A 25,339-nucleotide genomic window follows, 5' to 3' on the forward strand; every position below is an offset into this window, starting at 1 on the left:
GATAGCCACAAGTTTTGAAGGAAGCCAGCTCTTGATCTATCTTCTGCGCCACGGCGAAACCGTCTGGAATACGCTCGGTCGCTTCCAGGGGCAGCTCGATTCTCCGCTGACGAGGCTTGGCGTCGCGCAGGCGGACGCCGTCGCCCACCTCCTGAGCGCCGAGATCGGTGAAGATGTGCAGTCGTTCGAGATGCATGTCAGCCCGCTCGGACGGACCCGCGAAACCGCCGAAAGGGTTCAGCGGGTGCTGCCGCTGGCGAGCCGCGAGGATGCGCGGTTGATGGAGGTTACCGTCGGCTCGTGGGATGGCATGACCATGTTCGAGATCGACATGGAGTATCCGGGCCAACTCGATGGTTCCGATGTCTTCGACTGGTACTTCCGCTCGCCGGATGGGGAGAGCTTCGATGCCGCCTGCACACGGGCGAAAAGCTGGCTTGCGGATATCCGGCGGCCGACGGTCGCGATTTCCCATGGGCTGTTCGGCCGGCTGCTGCGCGGCGTTTATGCCGGCCTCTCTCGGCGGGAAATGCTGGAATTGCCGGTGCCGCAGGATGGGTTCTATCGTCTCAGTGACGGGGCGTTCAACCTCGTCACCGTATCGACCGGCCGGCAACTGGCGTCCGCTACCGAGTGAAAGCACGAGCGTGGCAGCCTCGTGTCGGCTGCGGGCTCTCCCGGTGGCCGCCGCCGTGGATCGACGTTTCTTCTCGGTCGGATGGCTTTCGGTCAAAGGCAGCCGCGAACTGCGTCAGATTCACGTGTGCATCGCCTGCTCCAGGGCGCTCAGCAACGCCTGCGCATCCGCCGGCTTGCCGACATTTATCGCCCCCGCCAGAACCTCTCCGCCGACCTGCTCCGGCTTTTCATAGGCGCTCGCAAGCACGAAGGGCACGCTCTGCGCCCGCAGCGCCTCCGCCACCGGCGTCACGGTGCCGTCTTTCAGGGTAACGTCCAGAATGGCCACCGCCGGCTCGGCGTTTCGCAAAAGTTGCAGGGCCTGCTTGACCGTCGCGGCGGGTCCCAAGACATGCCAGCCGTGCCGTTCGAGCAGCATCTCGAGGTCCATGGCGATCAGGAACTCATCCTCGACAAGAAGCACGGTCTTGGACATGAAACCAGTCTCTGTCTTTTTGAGACCGGTCACAGGGGTGTAGCGATCTCTGCTGCCAAACCCTCTGGTGCATAGTTCAGTTCCACGCGGCCGCCCAATTCGCGTCTCACGGAGAATTCGATAAGCCTGGTGCCGAAGCCCGTCGTCGTCGGCGGCGTGGCCGGGGGGCCGCCGTTTTCCTGCCAGCTCAACAGCAGACGCCTCTCGCCGGTCTTCTCGACCTTCCAGCGGATGTCGAGTTTTCCCTTCGCGGTCGACAATGCCCCGTACTTGACCGCGTTGGTCGCGAGCTCGTGCAGGATCAGGCTCAGAGACATGGCCTGGCTCGGTGTCAGCAACACCTTTTCACCTGGGCTGATCGTGATCGCCGCCCCTTCCGAATAGGGCTTCAGCGTCTGTTCGAGCAGGCCCTTGAGATCGGCCTCGTGCTCTTGCGTGTAGACCGCATCGTGGGCGCGCACCAGCGCGCCAAACCGGCCAAGGAATGCATCGCGGTACTCTTCGCCCGACCGCCCGTCGGCCGAGGTTTGGCGGGCAAGTGCCTGGACCAAGGCGAGCAGGTTCTTCATGCGGTGCCGCATTTCGCCGAGAAGCACGTCTTTTTCTGCCTCCAGCCGGCGCCGGTCGGTCGCATCGACGATCGACAGAAGCAGGGATCGGCTGTTGTCGTCCGGGTGAAACAGCCGGTGCGCGCTGACCAGCATCGTTCTTTTCCCAATGGTCGGAAACGTGTGCTCGACCTCATAGTCGACCACCGTCATGCTCTTCGGGATCACCTCGTCGAGCAGGCGGCGCAGTTCGGGAATGTTCCATTGCCCGTTGCCGAGATCGTATATGTGCTGGCCGATCGTCTCGTCGCGGTCGACCTTGAAGGTGGCGAAGAAGGCGCGGCTGGCTGTCTGGACGCAGAGGTTCTCATCCAGCAGCAGCAGCGGATCGGGAACCGTATCGACGATGCCCTGCGCCTCAAGGTGGCCGTTCCGCAACAGGCGGTAAAGGTCTTCCAGATTCATCACAATGCCCCACGCGCTGAATCCGCTAACCGATAGCGTCGCAAACAAACGCGCGAGAAAACGACCTTGTTCCCGACAGCCCAACGGATTTCTGTGTGGCTAAAGGCGCCGCGTTTGCGGTCGGCGCGCCGCCACCGGCTCCCCCAATAAGCTGCGCCCTCAGGCGGCGATGCGTTGCCGGCCGTTCTTACAGATCCCGCGCGAAAATCTGGCCGGTGAGATCCTTGCCGAAGCTGTGGTGCTGTTCTTCCTCGATCAGCGCGAAGCCGGCTTTCTCGTAGATGTGGCGGGCGGCGTCGAGGCCGGCATTGGTCCAGAGGATCATCCTGATATAGCCGAGAAGACGGGCGTGGCGCATGCATTCCTCGACCAGCCGGCGGCCGATGCCGAGGCCCCGGGCGCTCGGCTCGACATAGAGCAGGCGCAGCTTCGCCGTCGTCTCGTCATGGCGGACGAGAAACACCGAGCCGACGACCTTGCCGTCCTTTTCGGCGATCCAGCAGCGGTCCGACTTCGCATCGTAGTCGTGCATGTATTTGACGACGATCTCGGCGACCAGCGCCTCGAACGCGGTGGTCCAACCATATTCCTCAGCATAAAGCGCGCCCTGGCGGTGGATCACCCAGCCCATGTCGCCCGGCTGCGGATCGCGCAGGATGAAGCCCGGCGTGCGCTCGTCGGCAAGCAGGCTCTCGATCTCGCCCATGGCGCCCACCAGTTGCCGTTGTTCCGGCACCGAGAGTTTTTGCAGCATGGCGACCACTTCGCGCTGGGACGCATCCTCCAGCGGCTGGAAGATCGCGCGGCCCGCATCCGTCAGCGTGAGCTGCGTGACCCGGCCGTCGTCCGGCGAACGGGTCTTTTCAATCAGTCCCTTCTTCTCGAAGCCGGCAATGACGCGGCTGAGATACCCCGCATCGAGGCCGAGTTCTCGGCAGAGGTCGCTCGCGGTCAGACCGGAACGATGCGCCAGCTCATAGAGGATACGGACCTCCGTCAGCGAAAAGGCGCTGGCGAGCAGATGCTCATGCAGCAGGCCCATCAGGCGGGTGTAAAAGCGGTTGAAGCGCCGCACGGTCTGGGCGCGGTCCTCGATGTGCTGCGGAGACATGGGATGTCCTTATGAATTTGCTTTAATCAGGTAATTAGTTGCCTAAGGCAAATATTGTCAAGCGGGATTGCACCAAAGCGTCCGAACCCGGTGGCGCATGTGGCGTTTGTCCGACCGATTTCGGCTTCGTCGGGGCCGCATTGACGTCTATGGTATGACCACAAGGGCCGCGAAAGCCTTGCCTCGACACCTGGATCAAGTGATGACGAAAACCGTGATTTTGGGTCCGGAATACGACGAGCGCCTGCGGGCGAGGGTCATGGACGTCATGCTGGCCCTTGGCGCCTCGATCGACGATCGAAGTGGGGCGGTCGCCGGTTCGCAGGAAATCGAGACTGTTCGAGCACGGCTGGCAGGGCAGGAAATAACCATCGAGGCCGAGACCTATGTCGGACTTTCGATCACGGGCGGCGAGAAGGCAGTCGATGACATAGCAGCGCGCGTGAGGTTAGCCGCGCGATCGGTGCCTACCTGATGCGGCTCGGAAGCGGCTCCAGTTACTTCGCGAGCAGTTTGCGCGCGTCCTCGACGGCCTGGTCGAGGCGCATGCGGCTCTTCCCTTGACCGATTTCGTCTCGATATCGGGCTAGTGGAGAAACGCGAAACGCAATGGCCGCCGAGATGCCGTCACGCGGGACTTCGAAACTTGCAACTAGCCGATCGTCGACAAGCAAAGTGTAGATGTCTTCGCCCTGTTCCGGGACGTGTTTGAGCACATGAACGACCGCGCCGCTTACGCCGTCCGCGGCCAAAAGCTCGACCAGATGGGCGTGCCGACTATTCTCGTCCGGCTGAAGCAGGGGAGACTTGTCTCTGTCGCGAAGGGGGCGCGCGGGCACGGCTTCATTCCTTCAGTTCTGCTGGATCCGCTCCGTTTATGGAGGAAGAACAACCCATCAAATGGATCCGCCCCCACTCTTCGCTTGAGGGCGCCTGGTACGCGTCCTTGTGTTTCAGTCGCATCCCGCGATTGAGTTGCTGTACTAGGTTGCAATCTCTCGGCGCGCAACAGGCTACCGCCCTCGGGCTTCGCGTCCCGCCTGTTGATTTGGGTAGGAGATCGTTTCGTGCTGCGATAATATCGGATCGGATATCTCCTTGGTCCGGAAGACCGGAACGGGCCGCTTTTCAACGTGTTGGCAAGCCCATGGAGCAGAGATTAGCTGCAGTGCTGGCGGCCGATATGGCCGGCTACTCCAGGCTGATGGAGGCCGATGAAGCGGGCACGCTTGCGCGGCTTCGCACCCACCGCATCGAGCTTATCGACCCGGCGATCGCCAAGAACAAGGGCCGGCTGATCAAGACCACCGGCGACGGGCTGCTGGTGGAATTCCAGAGCGTGACCGATGCGGTCAAATGCGCGGTCGAGATCCAGCAGCGCATGAAAAGGCGGAACTCCGACGTGCCGGAGGACAGGCGGATCGAGTTTCGCATCGGCATCAATCTCGGCGACATCATCTTCGAGGACGACGACATCTTCGGCGACGGCGTCAACATCGCCGCGCGCGCAGAGCAACTGGCCGAAGTCGGTGGCATCTGCGTGACGGCGGCCGTGGCGACGCAGGTGGCCGACCGGCTGGAACTGCCGATCGACGATCTCGGCGAAAAGACCTTGAAGAACATCAGCCGCCCGGTGCGCCTCTATCGCATCGGGCTCGAAAGCCTCGGGCTTTCAAGTTCCACGGGGGACGGCGAGGCGAAAACCGGCGTCTGCAAGCCGACGATCGTGGTGCTGCCCTTCGACAATATGAGCGGCGATCCGGACCAGGAGTTCTTCGCCGACGGGCTGACCGAGGACATCATCACCGAGCTTTCGCGACGGCACGAGCTCTTCGTGATCTCGCGCAACTCCTCCTTCGTTTACAAGAACCAGTCGGTGAACGTGCGCGAGGTGGCCGCCAGCCTCGGGGCGCAATATCTGGTCGAAGGCAGCGTGCGCAAGATCGGCGAGCGGGTGCGCGTCACCGTGCAGCTCATCGACGCGGTCAACGACGCGCATATCTGGGCCGACAAATACGACCGGCAGCTGGACGACATCTTCGCCATTCAGGACGAGGTGACGGCGGCGATCGCCGCGACCGTGCCCGGACGGCTGGAGGCCGCCCAGCGCGACCAGCTTTCGCGCACCAAGCCGGCCAACATGGCGGCTTACGAATGCGCGCTTGCCGCCAAGGTGCTGCACCACCGCAGCAGCGCCGAGGACAACAGACAGGCGCAGGCGCTGATCGACCGGGCCGTTTCGCTCGACCCCGGCTATGCCCACGCCCACGCCTGGCGCGCCTGCATCCTCGGGCAATCCTGGGTCTATGGCTGGTGTGCGGACAAGGAGGCGACCTGGGCCGAGGTCAATGCCGAGCTGGAACGGGCGCTTGCGCTCGACGACAACGACGCCGATGTGCATCGCATCCTTGCCGCCGTCAACGTCAACACCAACGCGCTGACGACGGCGCGCTATCACCAGGAGCGGGCGCTGTTCCTCAACCCCAATTACGACCTCGTCGTGGTGCAGCAGGGCGAGCTGCTCACCTGGCTCGGCCGGCCGGAGGAGGGGGCGGAATGGATCCTGAAGGCGATGCGCCTCAACCCGCACCACCCGGAACGCTTCTGGAGCCACCTCGGCAAGGCCCATTTCGCCGCCCGCCGATATGGCGAGGCGATCGAGGCCTTCATGCATCTCTCCTCGATGGACGAAACCCAGCACGCCTTCGTCGCCGCCTGCCACGGCTGGCGCGGCGATGCGATCGCGGCGGGCGCGCATATCGCCAAGGTCAGGGCGCTGTGTCCATCGTTTGACGTCGAGGCGTTTCTTTCGACGTTGCACTATGCGCAGGAGGCCGACACCGAGCACCTGCGCGAGGGGTTGGTGAAGGCGGGGGGCGAAATCGCTACCGATCGTCTGTCTTAGTCAATTGCAGAAAACTCGCGCGTCGCTCACGCGGTCGTCTCTTCGGCGACTGTATTAGGTGGGGCGCTCGTTTCGCTCCGCCTATGATGAGTATCGGTGACGAAGTCGATAAATGCGACCGCAGCCCCGACGGCTAGACGCGCGTGACGGGGTTCTAGGCCGCGGTGTTTCCCGTCTCTACCGTGCCCGGAGCCGTAAAGTCCCCGGAGTTGCGCGAGGTATTGTGTTAGGGATCCAAGGTTTCTCAGGATAAGACGAACCGTCTCCGCACCCTTCGCTTCATCTGCTATGCCTTCCGGAACCAGCTTTAGTTCTTTTGCCAACAGTTTCGTCAACTCTGGCAGGTCGGCCTTTTGTGAGAACTGAATTCCTCGCTTCGATAGGATGCTCTTGCAACACGACTCAACCAGTTCTTTCGCAGTTCCAATAGCAAGAGCGGGGTCACGCTCCACTGACAGTTCGAGACGCTCAATCTCTTTCTGCATCCATGCCGCGTCGAGCGCGTCAGCGACTGTGCGGGCACGTGAGACGGAGCGTGCGCTGGTGCCTTGGAACCGCTTTGCAACGAACCTAGGACGTCCTGCGATCCGTTCCTCTTCAACGAGGTGCCATCCCTCACGGCGTAGCTGATCGTTGAATTGCTGCACGAGTCCGAGAGCTTCATTTCGATCAGGGCGCACAACCGGGTGCACTATTTCGCACAGGAACCTTAGGAACTGTTCGCTCGGCCCGTTAAGGAGGCTTAATCGCGTATCGCCATAGACCCAATCGTCATCCCAGTCGCTGTTGTTTATTCGGTGTTGCCAAATATCCCCAGCAGCGTCCTTGTAGCGGCTATCATGCGAACGTAGTTTTTGTAAGTCGAACAGTCGTTGAAGGAACTCAACTTCATCCAAGCGACCGTTCCACACCACGGAGTTTAAACGCAGGCCGTCCACTATGTTTTGCCGTGTCTTGATTGGCAAGTCTTCTGCAGGCTCCCGCCAATTTTCCCGAATGGCGACGCTAGGGGCAACAATTACGCTAAACCAGTCAGACGTATACTGCTCAATAACTGGTTTGAGCCTTGCTGATATTTGCTCTTCTATCCCTTCACGTCTCGTGCCAAGCTTTGAATACTCTGCCGGCTCAATCAGAAGGTAGATTTTCCAGATTGCGGTTCCACCATTCCAATTGTCAAAACCAGTTTCCTCGAACCTTGGAGTTGACCGCCTAAGGATCTCTGCCGCTTCCCCCATGCCTTCTGCAGCCAACATCTCAGTAGCAGCAGCGAGATATTGTTCTGGGTCTTCCGAGATGTCTTTCAAGATCTGCCTCTCGGCTGAGTCGTTGTATTTGGTAAGCGTAACTCATCTTTGAGGGAATAGCGCGGTCTCAGTTGGCGGAGACGATATCATTTCGTATTTGGCTCCGAACGTCCGGCGCATTTCTTAAGGGTTCTCACTCGCAGCAGCCGCTTGTGGTCGCCTTCGGTCCGCAGCAGGCCTGAGCCGATGCCGTCTCGGCCAGCCAGCGGTCGCGCGGCTTGCAGCTTGCCGGTCGCGGCTCCAGGGAAACGTGCATGCTGCCATTCTTCAGCACAGGCGCTCCGGCGCAATAGAGCGCCATCGGGCGCACGCCGTCGCTGACCTCGAAGGTGAGGCGGGCCGTCGGGTCGAGGCGGACGTGGTCGGAGACCTTGCGGACGATGGCCGAGAATTTGCCGGCGGAAAGGTGCGTCCGGCCGGCTTCCTCGACGTCCCAGAGCTGCACGAAGATCTCGGACCAGGCTTCGGGATTGGCGCCGCAATCGAGGCCTGAGAACTGGCCGGCCTTGACCTCGGTGACGTGATAGCCGGAGCGCACTGCATTGCCGTCGTAGTGAAACACCAGCGGCATATCGCCGGCCGGCTTGAGCGCGCCGAGCAGGTCGGCAAGGTTGAGGTCGTGGTCGCCGATTTCGGGCTTGTCGAGAACAGTCATCTGGGTTATTCCTCATTTCAACGATTCAAGGATTATTGAAATATGGATGAGCGTCAAGCCCTGGCAGCCTTCGGGGCACTTTCTCAGGAGACCCGCCTTCAGATCGTCCGCCTGCTTGTCGTTGCCGGGAGCGACGGCATGGCGGCGGGTGCGCTTGCCGAAAAGGTCGAGGTCTCGCCCTCGAACATTTCCTTTCACCTGAAGGAACTGGAGCGTGCGGGCCTGATCGCCCAGCAGCGCGAATCCCGGTCGATCATCTATCGCGCCGATTATGACGCTCTGGGCGGTCTGATCCGCTTCCTGATGGAAGACTGCTGCGGCGGGCATCCAGAAATCTGTGCGCCAGCGGCCGCCGTGGCGTCATGCTGTGCGCCTTCGGGGAGCAAGGAATGATGGAACTCGACATGCGATCCATTCCCGGCAGCGACCCCGGGCTTCGCGTTGCCCTGGCAGAGGCAAAGCTTCCGATCGACGATCTCGAAGAGGAGGGGCGCCTGTTCTTTGCCTTCACGCTTGACGGCAAGGTCGTCGGATACGGCGGCATCGAGCGGTGTGGGCAGGATGCGTTGCTGCGCTCCGTCACCGTCCTGCCGGAGCATCGCGGACGCGGCATCGGAAGCCGGCTGCCGCCCCTGATGTTCGGGCACGACTACAGGTTCGCCATGCGGTCGGTGTTTCTGTTCACGGAAACGGCCGTGCCGTTCTTCGAGCGTCTCGGCTTCAAGCGTATCGAACGCGCACAGGCCCCGGCGGAGATCCTCAAGACCCGGCAGGCGTCCTCCCTCTGTCCCGCGTCAGCAACCTTGATGGAGCTCGTTCTCCCCGACCCCTCGAACTAGATGGACCACCCGATGTCTGATCGTATCTACAACGTGCTCTTTCTGTGCACGGGCAATTCCGCTCGCTCCATTCTCGGCGAAGCCATCCTCAACCGGGAGGGAAAGGGCCGCTTCCGCGCCTTTTCGGCGGGTAGCCAGCCCAAGGGGCAGGTGAACCCCTATGCCATCCGTGAGCTCGATGCTCTCGGCTATGCGACGGACGGTTTGTCGTCGAAAAGCTGGGACGCGTTTTCCAAAGCCGAGGCGCCGCAAATGGATTTCATCTTTACCGTCTGCGACAGTGCGGCGGGAGAAGCTTGCCCCGTGTGGATCGGCCATCCGATGACGGCGCATTGGGGCATCGAGGATCCAGCCGCGGTCGAGGGCAGCGACGCGGACATTCAGAGGGCGTTCGCCCAGGCTGCAAGGTTCCTGAAGAACCGCATCACGGCATTCGTCAACCTGCCGATGGCTTCGATCGACCGCATGGCGCTGGAGCGCCATCTTCGCGAGATCGGCGGCATGGACGGCGCGACCGGGCGGAGTGCGTCCTGATGCCGGCCTTCGAGCGCTATCTGACCCTTTGGGTCGCTCTGTGCATCGTTGTCGGCATCGCGCTTGGCCATCTTCTGCCGGGTGTGTTCCAGGCCATCGGTGCGGCCGAGATCGCCAAGGTCAATATCCCGGTCGCGATCCTGATCTGGTTGATGATCATCCCGATGCTGATGAAGATCGACTTTCGAGCCCTTTCCCAGGTGGGGCGCCACTGGCGCGGCATCGGCGTGACGCTCTTCATCAACTGGGCGATCAAGCCCTTCTCGATGGCGCTGCTGGCCTGGTTGTTCATCGGCTGGTTCTTCCGTCCGCTGCTGCCGGCAGAGCAGATCGAATCCTACATGGCCGGCCTGATCATCCTGGCCGCCGCGCCCTGCACGGCGATGGTTTTCGTCTGGTCGAACCTGACGAAAGGGGAGCCGCTGTTCACCCTGTCGCAGGTCGCGCTCAACGATGCGATCATGATCGTCGCCTTTGCGCCGATCGTCGGGCTACTGCTGGGCTTGTCGGCGATATCGGTTCCCTGGGCCACCCTGATGCTCTCGGTGGGGCTCTATATCGTCATCCCCGTCATCATTGCGCAGGCGCTTCGCGCGCGCCTTGTCGCCAGAGGGCCGTCCTCGGCGCTCGACCGCTTTCTGGCGAAGCTTCAGCCAGTCTCGCTTGCCTCGCTGCTGGCGACGCTGGTGCTGCTCTTCGGCTTCCAGGGCGAGCAGATCATCGCCCAGCCGGCAGTCATAGCGCTGCTCGCCGTGCCGATCCTCATCCAGGTCTATTTCAACTCCGGGCTTGCCTATCTGCTCAATCGGATCTCGGGCGAGAAACACTGCGTGGCCGGTCCCTCGGCACTGATCGGTGCATCGAACTTCTTCGAGCTCGCCGTTGCCGCCGCCATCAGCCTGTTCGGCTTCCAGTCGGGGGCGGCGCTTGCCACCGTCGTCGGGGTGCTCATCGAGGTGCCGGTGATGCTGTCGGTGGTCTGGATCGTCAACAGGTCCAGGGACTGGTACGAGCAAGCGCCGGCCGTGGCCCGGAATTCCGTCTCGAAAGGCACATGAGCGATGGAGGCGAGCGTTGCGTGTCGCGCTCGCTGGACAACCCGTCATGCGCGCGCCAATGGTGACGGATGGAAGAAATCATCATTCGAGCGCACAGGCATAGCGCCAACCATCGAGCGGAAATCGATGCGAGCCCGTCCTGCGGATGCTTCCATTGTTGCGAGATCTTTCCGGCTGCCGAGATCAATGAATGGGTCGACGATGACACAACGGCGATCTGTCCCCGTTGTGGCATCGATTCCGTCATCGGCAGCGCCTCAGGCTTTCCTGTCACGACGGTCGAATTCCTGGCGCGAATGAGACGCTATTGGTTTTGAGCGTCGGGGCGACCGCGCTCAGGCGGGGGCGGCAACGCCACGTGATCTTCAGCCTGTCGCCATCACGGCGCAGTCTGTTTGCCGGCAATCGATGGCGAGGCCTTGCGGTGATCCCGGTCGGATCAGGCCTCGGCCTCGTGGCAGACTGCCTCGATGTTGTGGCCATCCGGATCGAAGACGAAGGCGGCGTAATAGTTGGCGTGGTAGCGCGGGCGCAGGCCCGGCGCGCCGTTGTCCTTGCCGCCCGCCGCAAGGGCTGCGTGGTAGAAGGCGTCGACCTGCGCACGGGTCCTGGCCATGAAGGCGAGGTGAAGATGCGCCGGCTTTTCCTCGGTCGGGTACAGGCAGAGGGAGGACTTGCCGTCCGAGCTGATCTCGATGCCGGGCGTGTAGCGGGCGACGACCTCGACACCGAGCGGTTCGAGCGCCTTCAGGTAGAAGGCCTCGCTGGCCGCATAGTCGCTGACACCGAATTTGACGTGGTCGAACATCGCGTTCTCCTGTGCGGGTTTGGCTCGCGCGGACGAGGCGGCGCATTTGCGGCCAGGGTTTGGCTGATACCCCGATGGCCTGTTGCAGACAACCGTAGCTCCTTGGGGGCGCATCGCCGAGCGCCCGGAGCCTAACGTCTTGTCGCGCGCCGCGTCACAGGCTGCAGACCGCCCGCACGCAGGCCCGCAACCAGCGATGCGCCGGATCGGCGTCGAGGCGGGGATGCCAGAGCAGCGAGATGGTGATTTCGGGCAGGGCGACGGGCAGGGTAAAGGTGACGAGATCCTGGCGCAGCGTCCCCGTGTAGCGCTCAGGCACGCTGGCGACGAGATCGGTGGCGCGCACGAGCGCCAGCGCCTCGGAGAAGCTGCCGACGGAGGCGGCGATCGGACGGCTGAGACCGGCTGCCTCAAGGGCGTCGTCGATCGGGCCGGTGTCGTTGCCACGGCGCGAGACGTGGATGTGGTGGGTTTCAGCGTAGCGGGCCGACGTGATTTCGCCTGTGGTCAAGGAGTGCCCCGGGCGAACCACGCCGACGAAACGATCATGAAAGAGGGCCTGGGCGCGAAGCTCCGGGCCCGTGTTCTCACCGACAACGCCGGTTTCGAGGTCGACGCCGCCTTCGCGAAGCGGACTGCTTTCCCGGTCGAGCTTCTGCACGAAACGCAGGCGCACGCCGGGTGCCTCGCGCGCGACACGGGCAATCAGCGCCGCGCCGAAGTTTTCGACGAAACCCTCGCGGTTCCTGAGGGTGAAGGTGCGCGTGAGCGTCTTCAGGTCCAGGCTCTCGGCCGGGCGAAGGCAGGCTTCGGCCGCTTCGACGATGGGTCCGGTGAGAGCGCGCAGTTCCAGCGCCCTTGGGGTCGGAACAAGGCCACGGCCGGCGCGCACCAGCAGCGGGTCGCCGGTCGCCTCGCGCAGCCGGGCCAGCGCCCGGCTCATGGCCGAGGGGCTGAGCCGCAGGCGCCTGGCGGCACGGGCGACGCTGCCTTCCGCAAGTAGCACGTCGAGGGTCACGAGCAGGTTGAGATCCGGTCTGGTCATTGCCCTTCATAGCATGAGTTCTCGTGAGATGTGGCGCCAAACGCACGAATGAAGTGCAAATGCTGCGCCTTCCGCCATGTGAGCCTGAGGTCTAATTTTTCGGAGAACCGACCTTGGAGGGTTTTCCGATGACGCCATGCCCGCTAATGCCCGCCCCGATTTTCCCGTCTGACCGGACGTCGTTGCCGCATGTTTTGATTCATGAAGGCGCGCTATCGCCTTGTTTTTCCGCAATTTCCCGTGCTGCAAATGGGCATCGTAAGGCATCGCTCGCGGGAGGTGGCCGATGAGCGCTATCGGGCCAGCCAAGGCTTCCGGCGCGCCGGTTCGCTGGGTGATCGCCAGCCTGTCGCTGTCGATGCTGCTCTCCTCGCTTGGCACCAGCAGCGCCAATGTGGCGCTTCCGGCGCTGGCGGACGCCTTCGGTGTCTCGTTCCAGGCGGTGCAATGGGTGGTGCTTGCCTATCTGCTTGCCATCACCACGCTGATTGTCAGCGTCGGGCGGCTCGGCGATATCGTCGGCAGGCGGCGGCTGCTTGTTGCCGGCATCGCGCTTTTTACCGCAGCCTCGGCGCTTTGCGGCCTGACGCCGGGCTTCGCGCTGCTGGTCGCCGCGCGGGCCGTGCAGGGCATCGGGGCTGCGATCATGATGGCACTGACCATGGCCTTTGTCGGCGAGGCGGTGGCGAAGGAAAGAACCGGCAGCGCCATGGGACTGCTCGGCACAATGTCGGCCATCGGCACGGCGCTCGGGCCGTCGCTTGGCGGTGCGCTGCTCGCCGGCCCCGGTTGGCGGGCGATCTTCCTCGTCAATGTTCCGCTGGGGCTCGCGGCGCTCGTACTTTCCCATCGGTATCTGCCCGCAGACCGAAACCTCGAGGGCAGGGCGCGCCCACGCTTCGATGTCGCCGGCACCTTGCTGCTCGCGCTTTCGCTCGGCGCCTATGCGCTGGCGATGACGGTGGGACGGGGCAGCTTCGGGACGTTCAACGTCGCGCTGCTTTCTGTCGCTGCCGTGGGGCTTGCGCTGTTCCTGCTGGTCGAGGCCAGGGTAACCTCACCGCTGATCCGGCCGGTGATGTTGCGCGATCCGGCCTTGAGCCGCGGGCTCTCGACCAATGCGCTGGTCTCGACCGTGATGATGGCAACGCTGGTGGTCGGGCCGTTCTATCTGTCGCGTGGGCTGGGGCTCGATGCGGCGATGGTCGGGCTCGTCCTCTCGGTCGGTCCGGTCATCTCGGCCTTCGGGGGCGTTGTTGCCGGCCGCATCGTCGATCGCCTGGGCGCGGGCTCGGTGGTCACGGTCGGGCTGGCGGCGATGGTTGCGGGCTGCGCCGCGCTCGTGCTGCTGCCGGGGATCTTTGGCGTTGCCGGCTATGTCGCGGCGATCGCGCTTCTGACGCCCGGCTACCAGCTGTTCCAGGCGGCCAACAACACGGCAGTCATGGCGGATGTCAGCGCCGACCGGCGCGGCGTCGTTTCCGGCCTGCTCAACCTTTCGCGCAATCTCGGCCTGGTCACCGGCGCATCGGTCATGGGCGCGGTCTTCGCCGCAGCGGTTGCGGCAAGCGACATGGCCGGGGCCGCGCCGGCGGCGGTCGCCTGGGGTATGCAGGTAACCTTTGCAGTCGCCGGGCTGTTGACCGTGGCTGCGCTGGCGATCGCCATTGCGGGCAGGGCGCTACGCGGAGTGCGCGCACAACGGGCCGCGACCGCGCAGCCTGCGGGAGAGGGGTGAACCCGCCGGCTGGGCGGGATCGGCACGGCGCCGCTCAGCGATCGGCGCCCGGCAGATTGCGCCACGCGTGCGAGGTGAGGCTGTAGCTCTGGTGCAGGATCTCTTCGCCCCTTGAGCGGGAGGTCTTCCGCATGGCCTGCTGCGGGCGAAAGCCGAGCTTGAGCAGCACCTTGCCGGAGGCGGGATTGTCGGCCGCGTGGCCTGTTTTCAGCCTCGCGAGCCCGAGCTGCTCGAAGGCGAAGGCCACCACCGTTTTTGCCGCCTCGAAGGCGTAGCCCTGGCCCCAGCTCGCCTTTTCCAGCCAGTAGCCGAGTTCGCCTTGCTCACCGTCGATCCCGTCAAGATCGACCAGACCGATCATGCGGCCGTTTCGTTCGATGGCAAATCGAAAGGCCGTGCCGGCGATCCACTCCTGCGGGTGCTCGCCGAACCAGCCGGTCATGTCGTCGAGATCGGGCGGGAACTGCGCCATGCGCAGCATGCGTGTGACATCCCAGTCCGACTGGATCTCGAAGGCGCGCTGCGCGTCGGCCGGCGTCGTCGGGCGCAGGAGGAGACGATCGGTCGCCAGCGTGACCGCCGGGCGATTTCCGGTGTTCGTCGCGGCTGGCTTCATCGTCGTGGCCTCCCATCGATCTGGGCTGGTCGCCAGACCTTACCGCGTTCAGGCCGTCGGCAAACGTTCCAGCCGGGCGCGAAGCGTTTCGAAATCCGGCACGAACCAGATGGATGTGCCCTTGTTCGTCTCGCGCACGAAATCGGTCAGCGCCTTGCTGGCTTCGAGCCGGGCGCTGATATCGCCGACAATGGCGAGCCGCATGCGGTAGTTGACGAACTTCTGGAACACTTCGCCGGCGACGCGCGTCGAAAGATCGAGAAAATCGGGGCCCAGCCGCTCCACCGGGACCGCCAGCAAGTCGGCCTCATGCGCCCAGCCGTCGCCCAGGAAATCATTGGCGTCGCCCGGGGCTGCAAGCAGGGGGCCATTGTCAGCGCAGTGCAGGACGCGCGCGGTTCCGATTTCGATGAGCTGTGTCATGCGCCAAGAAGTAGGCTGCAAAGCCCAGGGTTGCAAGGGCGCGCGTCTCTTGTCCTGCCGCCGGGGCCGGTTGCCTTCGCCGCGGGCAAGATTGCCGTTCAATTCGCAGGATCCGGCGGGCCTCGGTGATCGGGCGAGAGTCGATATATTCCTAGAAATATATCGGTCTGCATAAAAGCTGATTGGCCTCCGCAAGTTACGCTGAACCGGCGCTTGAGAATTTCTGGCGAAACCGGCGCCTGTTTCCTGCCAATTTGACACAGATCAATGACCCCTTCTGTTTCGCATTTACTCTGAGGTCCGGTGAAAATCTGTCATCGGCCGGTCACGGGATTGATTTTTATTTCCGGTGGCGCATCTTACCTTGGATTGTGTTGGGGGACGCAGGAATGCCGGAAGTCGTTCAGGCACAGCCGATCGAAAAGCCGCCGCGCTCGCGACGCGCGGAGCTGATCACCTTCTTCGTGCTCGCCTTCGGCATCTGGCCGATCGTCGCCGTCGGCATCGTCGGCGGTTATGGTTTCCTCGTCTGGATGCTACAAATCATCTTCGGCCCGCCGGGCCCGCCCGGGCATTGAGGTCGAGCCATGAAGGTCGAACCTCTTTCACGCCGTGAACTTTTTACCGGCCGCGCTGCCGCAAAGCCGGTCCGCATCCGTCCGCCGGGTGTTTCGGAACTGAGCCTTGCCTCTTGCACCGGTTGCGGCGCCTGCGTGGAACGATGTCCCACCGCCATAATCCGTCTTTCGGACGGTCTTCCCTTCGTCGACTTTTCGGGCGGCGAATGCACCTTCTGTGGCGCCTGTGCGCAAGCCTGTCCGGAGCCTGTTTTCGAGGCGATGGACGTGCGGCGTTTTCCGCATGTCGCCGCTGTTACCGACAGCTGTCTCGCGCGCCGTTACGTTGCTTGCCAGTCCTGCGGCGAAAGCTGCCCGGAGCAGGCGATCCGTTTTCGCCCGCGCATCGGCGGGCCGTTCCTGCCTGAGATCAACGAGGCGAAATGCACCGGCTGCGGCGCCTGTATCAGCGGCTGCCCGGTGAGTGCGATTGCGGTGAAGGCATTGGAATTGGAGGTGGCTCATGTCTGAGGCCGCAACGGCAAAGGCGGGCACGCCCTATCACATTTCGAGCGCCGTGGTCGCCACGATGCCGCAGAGCACCGAAGCGATCCTGGCGACGCTCGCGGACATGGAAAACGTCGAAATCCATGGCCATGGCGGCGGCAAGATCGTCGTCGTCATCGAAGGCAGAAGCACGGGCGCGCTCGGCGAACGGCTGACGCAGATCTCGCTGCTCGACGGGGTGATCTCGGCCAACATGGTTTTCGAGCATGTGGAAATGGAAGAGGAAGGGCAGGAGCCATGAGCGGAGAACTGACGCGGCGTGACATTCTGAAGGCCCATGCGGCCGGCATCGCCGCCGCCACGGCCGGCATTGCGCTGCCCGCCGCCGCACAGCCGGTGCCGGGCGGCGTCAACGCGCTGGAGATCAAGTGGTCGAAGGCGCCCTGTCGCTTCTGCGGCACGGGCTGCGGCGTCATGGTTGGCGTGAAGGAAGGCCAGGTTGTCGCCACCCACGGCGACATGCAGGCCGAGGTCAACCGCGGCCTCAACTGCATCAAGGGCTATTTCCTCTCCAAGATCATGTACGGCAACGACCGCCTGACGACGCCGCTCTTGAGGAAGCGCGGCGGCGCCTACGCCAAGGACGGCGAGTTCGAGCCCGTCAGCTGGGACGAGGCCTTCAACGTCATGGCCGAGCAGGCAAAGAAGGTGCTGAAGGAGAAGGGGCCGACGGCGCTCGGCATGTTCGGCTCCGGCCAATGGACGATCTTCGAGGGCTATGCCGCGACCAAGCTGATGCGCGCGGGCTTCCGCTCCAACAACCTCGACCCCAACGCCCGCCACTGCATGGCGTCTGCCGCCGTTGCCTTCATGCGCACCTTCGGCATGGACGAGCCGATGGGCTGCTACGACGACTTCGAGAACGCCGATGCCTTCGTGCTCTGGGGCTCGAACATGGCGGAGATGCACCCGATCCTCTGGACCCGCGTTGCCGACCGGCGTCTCGGCCAGCCGCATGTGCGCGTCGCGGTGCTTTCGACCTTCACCCATCGCAGCATGGACCTGGCCGACATTCCGATCGTCTTCAAGCCGGGCACCGACCTCGTCATCCTCAACTATATCGCCAACCACATCATTGAGACGGGCAAGGTCAACGAGGACTTCGTCAACAAGCACACGAAGTTTGCGCGCGGGGTCACCGACATCGGCTATGGCCTGCGGCCCGACAACCCGGTCGAGGTGAATGCCGCCAACTCCAAGGACCCCGGCAAGACCGAGCCGATGGATTTCGAGGCGTTCAAGGAATTCGTTTCCGAATACACGCTGAAGAAGACCGCCGAGATGACCGGCGTCGATCCGGAGTTCCTGGAGCAACTGGCCGAGCTTTACGCTGACCCGAGCCGCAAGGTGATGTCGCTCTGGACCATGGGCTTCAACCAGCATGTGCGTGGTGTGTGGGCCAACCAGATGGTCTACAACCTGCACCTTCTGACCGGAAAGATCTCCGAGCCCGGCAACAGCCCGTTCTCGCTGACCGGCCAGCCGTCTGCCTGCGGCACGGCGCGCGAGGTCGGCACCTTTGCCCATCGGCTGCCGGCCGATATGGTGGTGACCAACCCCGAGCATCGCAAACACGCCGAAGAAATCTGGCGCATTCCCCACGGCGTCATCCCGGAAAAGCCCGGCTATCACGCCGTGCAGCAGGACCGGATGCTGAAGGACGGCAAACTCAATTTCTACTGGGTACAGGTCAACAACAACGTCCAGGCAGGCCCGAACACCGCCAACGAGACCTGGCAGGGCTATCGCAACCCGGACAATTTCATCGTCGTTTCCGACGCCTATCCGACGATCACCGCGATGAGCGCCGACCTGATCCTGCCCGCCGCCATGTGGGTGGAGAAGGAAGGGGCCTACGGCAATGCCGAGCGGCGCACCCATGTCTGGCACCAGCTGGTGCAGGCGCGCGGCGAGGCGCGCTCGGACCTCTGGCAGATGGTGGAGTTCTCCAAGCGCTTCACCACCGACGAGGTGTGGCCGAAGGAAATCCTCGACGCCAGCCCCGAATATCGCGGCAAGACGCTGTTCGAGGTTCTGTTCAAGAACGGCGAAGTCGACCGTTTCCCGATCACCGATGTCAGTGCCGAATACGACAACAACGAAGCCAAGGACTTCGGCTTCTACATTCAGAAGGGGCTGTTCGAGGAATATGCCACTTTCGGCCGCGGCCATGGCCACGACCTGGCGCCCTACGACACCTATCACGAGGTGCGCGGGCTGCGCTGGCCTGTCGTCAACGGCCAGGAGACGCGCTGGCGCTACCGCGAGGGCTTCGACCCCTATGTGAAGCCGGGCGAGGGCGTGAAGTTCTACGGCAACAAGGACGGCAAGGCGATCATCCTTGCGGTGCCCTACGAGCCGCCTGCCGAATCTCCTGACGACGAATACGATACCTGGCTGGTGACCGGCCGCGTGCTGGAACACTGGCACTCGGGCTCGATGACCATGCGGGTGCCGGAACTCTACAAGGCGTTTCCGGGTGCGCGCGTGTTCATGAACGCTGAGGATGCCCGCAAGCGCGGCATCAACCAGGGCATGGAAGTGCGCATCGTCTCGCGGCGCGGCGAAATCCGCTCGCGCGTCGACATCCGCGGCCGCAACCGCATGCCGCCCGGCGTCGTCTTCGTACCCTGGTTCGACGCCAGCCAGCTGATCAACAAGGTTACCCTCGACGCCACCGATCCCATCTCCAAACAGACGGATTTCAAAAAATGCGCGGTCAAGATCGTTCCCGTCACCCTCTAGGGTGGATGCGGCTCACTCGGGCCGTGCAGTCTTTTTGTCGTGCGGCGTTCGTGGACGCGGCAACGCTTCGCACCTCTGCTGGAGTTGACCGGCGACGGCCGGTCTGGATGGCCCTTGCAGCCGGGCTGATGGTGTTCGCCACGACGGCGGCCGTCGCCCAAGTGGCGGAAAAGCTGGTGCCGCAGCTCGAAGGGCCGACGCCGCAGATGGCGACGGAGGCGGCAGCACCGCTGCCGAAATGGGTGGTCGACGACAAGCGCAAGATGCGCGCCTATCCCGACCAGCCGCCGGTCATTCCGCATTCGATCGAGGGCTATGAGCTTTCGGTCAATGCCAACCGGTGCCTGTCCTGTCACAAGCGCGAATTCACCCAGGATTCCGGCGCGCCGATGATCAGCGTCACCCACTACATGACGCGAGACGGGCAGATGATCGCCGACGTTTCGCCGCGGCGCTACTTCTGCACCGCCTGTCACGTGCCGCAGGCCGACACCAGCCCGCTGGTGCCGAGCAATTTCAAGGACATGAGCGAACTGGGCTTCAAGCCGGCCGGAAGCGAGTGACGATATGATCGGTTGGATCAGGACAATCATCCTCTGGGCCTGGGGCATCATGAAGACGCCGGCGGGGACGCTCGGCCTCGGCTTCCTCACGCTCGGCGGCTTCGTCGGCGGCGTCATGTTCTGGGGCGCCTTCAATACGGCGCTGGAGCTCACCAACACCGAGAAGTTCTGCACCTCGTGTCACGAGATGCACGACAACGTCTACCAGGAGCTGACGCGTACCATCCACTTCTCCAACCGCTCGGGCGTGCGCGCCACCTGTCCGGACTGCCACGTGCCGCACCAGTGGACCGACAAGATCGCCCGCAAGATGCAGGCCTCGAAGGAGGTCTGGGGCAAGATCTTCGGCACGATCAACACCCGGTCGAAATTCCTCGAAAAGCGGCTGGAACTGGCGCAGCACGAATGGGCGCGCATGAAGGCCAACGACAGCCTGGAATGCCGCAACTGCCATTCCTCCGTCGCCATGGACCTGCAGAAGCAGACGCAGCGCGCGGCCGAGATCCACACCCGCTATCTGCTGTCGGGCAAGGCGACCTGCATCGACTGCCACAAGGGCATCGCCCATGAACTGCCCAACATGGAAGGCATCGATCCCGGCTGGAAGATGCCGCCGGAACTGGAAGGCAAGAAGATGGCGGGCCAGACCCCGATCGACGATCTGCGGCAGGCGATGGCGGACCTGCACATGCAGGCGCAGTAGGCGAGCGGGGCCGAGGTTTTCGGCAAGACACCACAGCGTTAACAGAGGGCCATGCCGGCGCGGCGTGGCCCTTTTTCGTGGGCTTTGGGCAGCAAACCTCCCTCGTGCCAAACGGTCGGGGAGGCGATGGGTTGTGGTGGCGCCACCATTACCTCCCTCATTCCTGTGCTTGTCACAGGAATCCAGCCGCGCCGCGTCCGCGGCGCGAGGGATTTTTGCCACCAAGCCGGAAGGCAGCGTGCCAGGACCGCATTTCCCGCCGTGCCGACGCACGGCTGCTGGATCTCTGTGACGAGCGCAGAGATGAGGGTGGGTGCGGCCGGCGTCGTGCCAAGCCGCCGGCAAAAGCATGGACAAATACTGGTGCCAACATCGCCCCCTCATTCCTGTGCTTGTCACAGGAATCCAGCCGCGTCGCGTCGGCGGCGCGAGGGATTTTTCCCACCAAGCCGGACGTTAACGTGGCCGGAACCGCATTTCCCGCCGTGCCGACGCACGGCTGGTGGATCTCTGTGACGAACACAGAGATGAGGGTGGGTGCGGCAGGCCTCGTGCCCAACCGCCGGATGAGGGTGGAGGGGGTGGGGCTTGAGCCAATGGGACACATTCGGATCGGCGGCGATGGTCTCGTCGAACAGCGCTTTTCTCTTCGCTTCCCCCGCGCCAAACTTTTTTCGGAAAAAATCGGCCCCCCTGTCGGCACCGTGATTTCCCGTTCGTCATTTAGGCAGGGAGGCAATCTGGCTTCCTCCACCGGAGCGGGATAGGAAAAAAATCCGCGCGGGTCTTTCGCCCGTAACCTGCTCTACCTATCTGGGTTTCACCACGCCGGCACCCCCTGAGGTCACGAGGACCGGGACTGGCGTGACAGAGGAGAATGGACAATGCGCGTAGTGGTTTTTGTAAAGGCGACCGAAGACAGCGAAGCGGGCAACATGCCCTCGACCGAGCTGCTGGAAGCCATGGGCAAGTACAACGAGGAACTGGTCAATGCCGGCATCATGCAGGCGGGCGAGGGGCTGCAGCCTTCGTCGCGCGGCGCCCGCGTCGCCTTCGACGGTGCCGACCGCATGGTCATCGACGGTCCCTTCGCCGAGACCAAGGAACTGGTCGCCGGCTTCTGGATCTGGACCGTCAAGGACATGGCCGAGGCGATCGCCTGGGTGAAGCGCTGCCCGAACCCGATGCCGGGTCCGAGCGAAATCGAAATCCGCCCGGTCTTCGAGATGGAAGATTTCGGCGACTTGGTGACGCCGGAGATCGCCGCCCGGGACGAGCAACTGCGCGAGAAGATCGCCAACCAGTAAGGGCTCTTTGCTGAAGCTTGAGGCGGCCTTGCCTATCTCCCCGGGTTTAACCCGAGTGCCAACCCTGCTTGCCCCTCACCCTAACCCTCTCCCCGCAGGCGGGGAGAGGGGACGAGTCCGGATCGCAGCGTTTTCGAACGCGGTCGCAACGAGCGTCAAATGGCGTTTGGTCCCAGGCAGACCAATTCGACCGGGGTGTAAACTGGACCGGCATAAAACTGTGGCGCTTGTTGCCGAGGGAGTGAGTGCCACACATGTCCTTCTCCCCGCCAAGCGGGGGGAAGGTGGCGGGCAGGCCGGATCAGAGGCAAGTCGTCGCCGGGCGGATGAGGAGTAAGTCCTCACCGCGGGATGAGGGGCCGCCGCTGGTGTTGCGCGGTGACAAGGTGCTGCGCGGCGAGTGGGACGAAGGCCGTCCGCGGGATGAACAACTGCCGCAATGTCCGGATCGTGTCGACGTTGGCTGAAGGTCTGATCTGCTTCCCGTAGAGATTGTATTAACCGTGTTCGTTTACCTTATTTGCGGGGTTTGAACCGGAGTGGGGCAATGGTCAGGACGAGCGGTTTCGTCATTTTTCTTCTTTCAAGTGTCTCGATTGCGGAGGCTGCCGATATCGACGGTCCGCTGGTGGGGCCGCAGGACGCCTATGAAGTGCCGGTGGAGCAGGCGTCGGGCGGCATCGTCGGCTATGTCGAGACGTCCTATGGCGCTGCCGTGGACTCGCCCGGCGATATCGATGCGGATGCATGGGACCTGCGCGGCGCGGTGAACTTCGACGCTGGCGCCGGCTTCAACCTGCAGGTCGATCTCGGCTACACGCGCGCCTCCTTCGAGGACATCGACACCAACAGCTATGACGGCGCGCTGCACGGCTACTACCGCAACGATCTGTTTGCGGCCGGCGTCTTCGTGCAGGGCGCACGGCTCGACCCGGGTATCGGCGTCGACCTCAACGACTACATGGGTGGTGTCGAGGCGGCTTACTTCCTCGATACCTGGACGCTGCACGGCGCGCTCGGCTACGGCCAGGCGAGCGTCGAAGACTTCGACGACATCGACGCCGATCATTACATGGGCTCGCTCGGCGCCCGCATCTACGCGACCGACAACCTGCGCTTCGACGTCGACGGCTCGCTGCATCGCATCAGCGAAAACGACCTGGATTACGACCTGCGCAGCGTGAAGCTGACGGCCAACTACCGGCTGGACACTTTCCCGGTCACGCTCTTTGCCGGCTACAAATACACCAACGAAGAGCTTTCAGGGCTGAGCGCCTCGGTTTCCGGCGACACCAGCACCCTCTTCGGCGGCCTTCGCTTCTCCTACGGTTCGACGACGCTCAAGGAAGAAGAGCGCCTCGGCCCGGTCTGGTCCAGCAATCGTCTGGCCTTCTGATCGACCAGATACAACCATCAGGAAAGAATAAAGGCACCGCGCGTCTGAAGAGACGCGCGGTGTTCTTATGTCATCGCAGGCTCCTCAGATAATTAGCCCGATCGAACGGGTTCGCACCCAGCCTGGGCCGGGCGGGTTGTGTGCCTGCGATCGGGGCGTAATGATCGAACGCGCTTTCAAGCACGCCTGCGCCGCTGGTAAGCCCCGGCAACTGCCGCTGCACGCCCTGGACGTTGGCCGATGCCATCGTTCCCGCGAGCCGGGCGACGCCACCCTCGATCACCGCATCCGTCGTCGATGCGCCTGATTTCGCGAGCAGCGTGTGGATGGCGGTGAGCACGGATGCGGGCGCTTCGAGGCGGAAGCTGTCGATCGGCTCGCAGACGACCGTGCCGGCCGAAGACAGTGCCTCGGCGAGCACCAGCGGCGTCAGCCGGCGAAAATCGACGGCAGTGCTCGCCGGCGATGTCTGGCGCGCCGCCGTCATGGCGACGTGGCAATCGATCACCTGCCAGCCGAAGAGACCCGCCTTCAGTGTCTCGGCAACGGCTTCTTCGACCGCCCGGTAAAAGCTCGCGGGCATCTGCCCGACATCCACTTCCAGGGCAAAACTGTTGCCAGCTGCGGGCGGCCGCGGTTCGATCCTGAGGCCGACGGTTGCGAGAAACGGGTTCGGTTCGCGGAAGATGATCTCGATGCCGGTGCCGGTACCGACGGGCCTTTCGACACAGATGACCGTGCTTTCCTCGAACTGCGCGGCGAGGCCGAAATCGGCGGACAGGGTCGCCTCGATCACCTCCTTCTGCACCTCGCCATAGAGCGAAACGAACATCTCGCTGGCATCGTCGCTGGTGCGCAGGTTGATGAACGGGTCCTGTTCGGCCAGTTGCTGGAGCGCAAGCCAGAGCGCCGTGTTGTCCGACGGGCGCACCGGGCGCACGAGGGTTTCGAGCGTCGGCGGCGCGAAGTGAAACGCCCCGGCAGCACCGCCGCCGACGCCGACCCAATCGCCGATGCGGGCTTGAGCAAGCCCGCCGATCTTGGCGATGCGGCCGGCTGTCACCTGCTCGACCTTCTGCAGGTGGCCCTGGTCGAAGAGCTGGATGCTGGTGACCTTTGCCGCGCCGCCGGGCAAGGCGAGATAGTCGCGCGTGGCGACGGTGCCCGAGGTCAGGTTGAGGAAGGCGAGCTTTTCTCCGCCCCAGCCGCGCTCGATCTTGAAGATCCGGCCTTCGACCGGCGCATCAGGGGCGTGCGCTTTCGCCGGCAACAGCGTCTCGATTGCGGCGATCAGATCAGGCACGCCGATGCCGGTCATGGCGATGCCGCAATAGACCGGGTGCAGAAAGCCGCCGGCAAGCTGTATCGCCAAAGCCTTCTTCAACCGCTCGGCGGTCAGGCGCTGAGGCGCCAGCACATAGTCGTCGAGCAAGGCCTCATCGTTGGCGGCAAGCGCCTCCGAAAGCGCCGAGAAATGCGGCTCCTGCGCAAGGTCGACCGGCACGGTTCTCGCCTGCCGGCTGCCGGCCCCGACCGCCGCCGACATGATGACGGGGCGGACCGAGAGTTGGCCGGCGATCTCTTCGACGACCTCGGCGGGACGCGCGCCCAGACGATCGATCTTGTTAACGAAGAACAGGAAGGGGACGCCGAGACGGCGTAGCGCCCGCACCAGCACGCGGGTCTGCGCCTGCACGCCTTCCACGGCCGAGACGACCACGACGGCGGCATCGAGCGATTGCAGCACCCGCTCGACCTCGGCGATGAAGTCCGGATGCCCGGGGGTGTCGATGAGGTTGACGACCAGATCGCCAAGCCTGAACGACACGACGGAGGCGGCGATGGTGATGCCTCGCTGCCGCTCGAGTTCCAGGCTGTCGGTCTGGGTATTGCCGCTGTCGACGCTGCCGAGCTTGTCGATCGCGCCGGTGTCAAAAAGCAGTCGTTCCGTAAGGCTAGTCTTGCCTGCATCCACGTGGGCGAGGATGCCCAGATTCAATGTGCGCATATCCCATCAGCTTCTCAAAAATTCGGATCTGGGTTTCTTGAGAAGTGACTCGGCGCATCGGGGCCTCCAGACTTGAGCTTCTTGCGGATCGCGCAACCCACGGCAGGCGAGGGTGCTCGTGAAATCTAAGGACGCCACGTGAAGGGCGTCAAGCGCCGCCGGATAACTCTGAATTGGTGTTGCAGATTTGCTGGCTGTGGCCGGAGCCATCGAAAATCGCGATGCTCCCCCTTCAAGGGCGCACGCGAGATCCGGGCGAACACAATGTCTGGTCGTACTTATTAGTATATGCTAACTTCCTTCCGCCAAAGAAAAAGGGGGAGGCAA

At 63.4% G+C, this 25,339-nt stretch carries 27 protein-coding genes; 16 read left to right on the top strand and 11 right to left on the bottom strand.

Going from position 1 to position 25,339, the window contains the following annotated elements:
• Positions 1-31 precede the first annotated feature (31 nt).
• Complete coding sequence (locus tag OKW20_RS19480) at positions 32-637, top strand: histidine phosphatase family protein (RefSeq protein ID WP_429174342.1); 606 nt, start codon at positions 32-34, stop codon at positions 635-637.
• 120 nt (positions 638-757) lie between these two features.
• On the opposite strand, the gene OKW20_RS19485 is transcribed toward OKW20_RS19480, so the two are convergent.
• The 3 genes from OKW20_RS19485 to OKW20_RS19495 form a co-directional block, all read right to left on the bottom strand.
• A complete protein-coding gene (locus OKW20_RS19485) occupies positions 758-1,114 on the bottom strand; it encodes a response regulator (protein WP_429174344.1) in 357 nt (118 codons plus the stop codon).
• A gap of 29 nt (positions 1,115-1,143) precedes the next feature.
• Positions 1,144-2,127, bottom strand: a complete 984-nt coding sequence (locus OKW20_RS19490) for an HWE histidine kinase domain-containing protein (protein WP_429174554.1) — start codon at positions 2,125-2,127, stop codon at positions 1,144-1,146.
• A 187-nt stretch (positions 2,128-2,314) separates the two neighbouring features.
• Positions 2,315-3,238: a bifunctional helix-turn-helix transcriptional regulator/GNAT family N-acetyltransferase gene (locus OKW20_RS19495; RefSeq protein WP_429174346.1), complete on the bottom strand. Its 924-nt coding sequence runs from the start codon at positions 3,236-3,238 to the stop codon at positions 2,315-2,317.
• 202 nt (positions 3,239-3,440) lie between these two features.
• Between OKW20_RS19495 and OKW20_RS19500 the strand changes: the two genes are divergently transcribed.
• Positions 3,441-3,713, top strand: a complete 273-nt coding sequence (locus tag OKW20_RS19500) for a hypothetical protein (protein ID WP_156134171.1) — start codon at positions 3,441-3,443, stop codon at positions 3,711-3,713.
• A gap of 22 nt (positions 3,714-3,735) precedes the next feature.
• On the opposite strand, the gene OKW20_RS19505 is transcribed toward OKW20_RS19500, so the two are convergent.
• A complete protein-coding gene (locus tag OKW20_RS19505; protein ID WP_043620201.1) occupies positions 3,736-4,077 on the bottom strand; it encodes a hypothetical protein in 342 nt (113 codons plus the stop codon).
• Between the two features lie 308 nt (positions 4,078-4,385).
• Here OKW20_RS19505 and OKW20_RS19510 point away from each other — a divergent pair, with 308 nt between their 5' ends.
• On the top strand, positions 4,386-6,143 hold the full coding sequence (locus OKW20_RS19510; RefSeq protein ID WP_429174349.1) for an adenylate/guanylate cyclase domain-containing protein: 1,758 nt from the start codon (positions 4,386-4,388) through the stop codon (positions 6,141-6,143).
• 26 nt (positions 6,144-6,169) lie between these two features.
• Here OKW20_RS19510 and OKW20_RS19515 read toward each other — a convergent pair whose 3' ends face one another.
• Both OKW20_RS19515 and OKW20_RS19520 read right to left on the bottom strand, forming a co-directional pair.
• Complete coding sequence (locus OKW20_RS19515) at positions 6,170-7,450, bottom strand: abortive infection family protein (RefSeq protein ID WP_429174350.1); 1,281 nt, start codon at positions 7,448-7,450, stop codon at positions 6,170-6,172.
• A 133-nt stretch (positions 7,451-7,583) separates the two neighbouring features.
• Complete coding sequence (locus OKW20_RS19520) at positions 7,584-8,105, bottom strand: DUF6428 family protein (protein ID WP_429174351.1); 522 nt, start codon at positions 8,103-8,105, stop codon at positions 7,584-7,586.
• Positions 8,106-8,147: 42 nt separating this feature from the next.
• Here OKW20_RS19520 and OKW20_RS19525 point away from each other — a divergent pair, with 42 nt between their 5' ends.
• From OKW20_RS19525 to arsB, 4 genes are read left to right on the top strand one after another with little or no spacing between them, the layout of a single operon-like run.
• Entirely contained in the window at positions 8,148-8,498 is a 351-nt protein-coding gene (locus OKW20_RS19525; protein ID WP_043620212.1) for an ArsR/SmtB family transcription factor, read from the top strand.
• The gene (gene arsN2, locus OKW20_RS19530) at positions 8,495-8,944 is read left to right on the top strand and encodes an arsenic resistance N-acetyltransferase ArsN2 (protein WP_429174353.1); all 450 of its coding nucleotides are present in this window, start codon (positions 8,495-8,497) and stop codon (positions 8,942-8,944) included. Before OKW20_RS19525 ends, arsN2 begins: the two co-directional genes overlap by 4 nt.
• A gap of 12 nt (positions 8,945-8,956) precedes the next feature.
• Complete coding sequence (locus OKW20_RS19535; RefSeq protein ID WP_429174354.1) at positions 8,957-9,478, top strand: arsenate reductase ArsC; 522 nt, start codon at positions 8,957-8,959, stop codon at positions 9,476-9,478.
• Positions 9,478-10,536: an ACR3 family arsenite efflux transporter gene (gene arsB / locus OKW20_RS19540; protein ID WP_429174356.1), complete on the top strand. Its 1,059-nt coding sequence runs from the start codon at positions 9,478-9,480 to the stop codon at positions 10,534-10,536. Before OKW20_RS19535 ends, arsB begins: the two co-directional genes overlap by 1 nt.
• Positions 10,537-10,975: 439 nt before the next feature.
• On the opposite strand, the gene OKW20_RS19545 is transcribed toward arsB, so the two are convergent.
• A complete protein-coding gene (locus OKW20_RS19545) occupies positions 10,976-11,344 on the bottom strand; it encodes a VOC family protein (RefSeq protein WP_043620224.1) in 369 nt (122 codons plus the stop codon).
• Positions 11,345-11,498: 154 nt separating this feature from the next.
• Positions 11,499-12,389, bottom strand: a complete 891-nt coding sequence (locus OKW20_RS19550; protein WP_429174359.1) for a LysR family transcriptional regulator — start codon at positions 12,387-12,389, stop codon at positions 11,499-11,501.
• 286 nt (positions 12,390-12,675) lie between these two features.
• Here OKW20_RS19550 and OKW20_RS19555 point away from each other — a divergent pair, with 286 nt between their 5' ends.
• Positions 12,676-14,127, top strand: a complete 1,452-nt coding sequence (locus OKW20_RS19555) for an MFS transporter (protein ID WP_429174361.1) — start codon at positions 12,676-12,678, stop codon at positions 14,125-14,127.
• Between the two features lie 34 nt (positions 14,128-14,161).
• On the opposite strand, the gene OKW20_RS19560 is transcribed toward OKW20_RS19555, so the two are convergent.
• On the bottom strand, positions 14,162-14,743 hold the full coding sequence (locus tag OKW20_RS19560; RefSeq protein WP_429174364.1) for a GNAT family N-acetyltransferase: 582 nt from the start codon (positions 14,741-14,743) through the stop codon (positions 14,162-14,164).
• 48 nt (positions 14,744-14,791) lie between these two features.
• Entirely contained in the window at positions 14,792-15,166 is a 375-nt protein-coding gene (locus tag OKW20_RS19565; RefSeq protein WP_429113594.1) for a DUF4180 domain-containing protein, read from the bottom strand.
• A 389-nt stretch (positions 15,167-15,555) separates the two neighbouring features.
• On the opposite strand from OKW20_RS19565, the gene napE reads away from it, so the two are divergent.
• The 8 genes from napE to OKW20_RS19605 all read left to right on the top strand — a co-directional run bounded on the left by napE (position 15,556) and on the right by OKW20_RS19605 (position 23,004).
• The gene (gene napE / locus OKW20_RS19570) at positions 15,556-15,744 is read left to right on the top strand and encodes a periplasmic nitrate reductase, NapE protein (protein WP_034793129.1); all 189 of its coding nucleotides are present in this window, start codon (positions 15,556-15,558) and stop codon (positions 15,742-15,744) included.
• Positions 15,745-15,753: 9 nt separating this feature from the next.
• On the top strand, positions 15,754-16,254 hold the full coding sequence (napF, locus tag OKW20_RS19575; RefSeq protein WP_429174367.1) for a ferredoxin-type protein NapF: 501 nt from the start codon (positions 15,754-15,756) through the stop codon (positions 16,252-16,254).
• On the top strand, positions 16,247-16,531 hold the full coding sequence (locus tag OKW20_RS19580) for a chaperone NapD (protein ID WP_402318591.1): 285 nt from the start codon (positions 16,247-16,249) through the stop codon (positions 16,529-16,531). Before napF ends, OKW20_RS19580 begins: the two co-directional genes overlap by 8 nt.
• On the top strand, positions 16,528-19,035 hold the full coding sequence (gene napA / locus OKW20_RS19585) for a periplasmic nitrate reductase subunit alpha (protein WP_429174369.1): 2,508 nt from the start codon (positions 16,528-16,530) through the stop codon (positions 19,033-19,035). Before OKW20_RS19580 ends, napA begins: the two co-directional genes overlap by 4 nt.
• A 107-nt stretch (positions 19,036-19,142) precedes the next feature.
• Entirely contained in the window at positions 19,143-19,598 is a 456-nt protein-coding gene (locus tag OKW20_RS19590) for a nitrate reductase cytochrome c-type subunit (RefSeq protein WP_043620245.1), read from the top strand.
• A 4-nt stretch (positions 19,599-19,602) separates the two neighbouring features.
• Entirely contained in the window at positions 19,603-20,301 is a 699-nt protein-coding gene (locus OKW20_RS19595; RefSeq protein WP_043620248.1) for a NapC/NirT family cytochrome c, read from the top strand.
• An 884-nt stretch (positions 20,302-21,185) separates the two neighbouring features.
• Positions 21,186-21,608, top strand: coding sequence for a YciI family protein (locus OKW20_RS19600; protein ID WP_043619622.1), 423 nt, complete (start codon positions 21,186-21,188; stop codon positions 21,606-21,608).
• Positions 21,609-22,155: 547 nt separating this feature from the next.
• Entirely contained in the window at positions 22,156-23,004 is an 849-nt protein-coding gene (locus tag OKW20_RS19605) for a hypothetical protein (protein WP_429174371.1), read from the top strand.
• Positions 23,005-23,074: 70 nt separating this feature from the next.
• Here OKW20_RS19605 and OKW20_RS19610 read toward each other — a convergent pair whose 3' ends face one another.
• Complete coding sequence (locus OKW20_RS19610; RefSeq protein ID WP_429174373.1) at positions 23,075-25,012, bottom strand: GTP-binding protein; 1,938 nt, start codon at positions 25,010-25,012, stop codon at positions 23,075-23,077.
• Positions 25,013-25,339 lie beyond the last annotated feature (327 nt).

This window comes from Ensifer sp. LBL (assembly GCF_050435225.1).
Taxonomy (GTDB): Bacteria; Pseudomonadota; Alphaproteobacteria; order Rhizobiales; family Rhizobiaceae; genus Ensifer.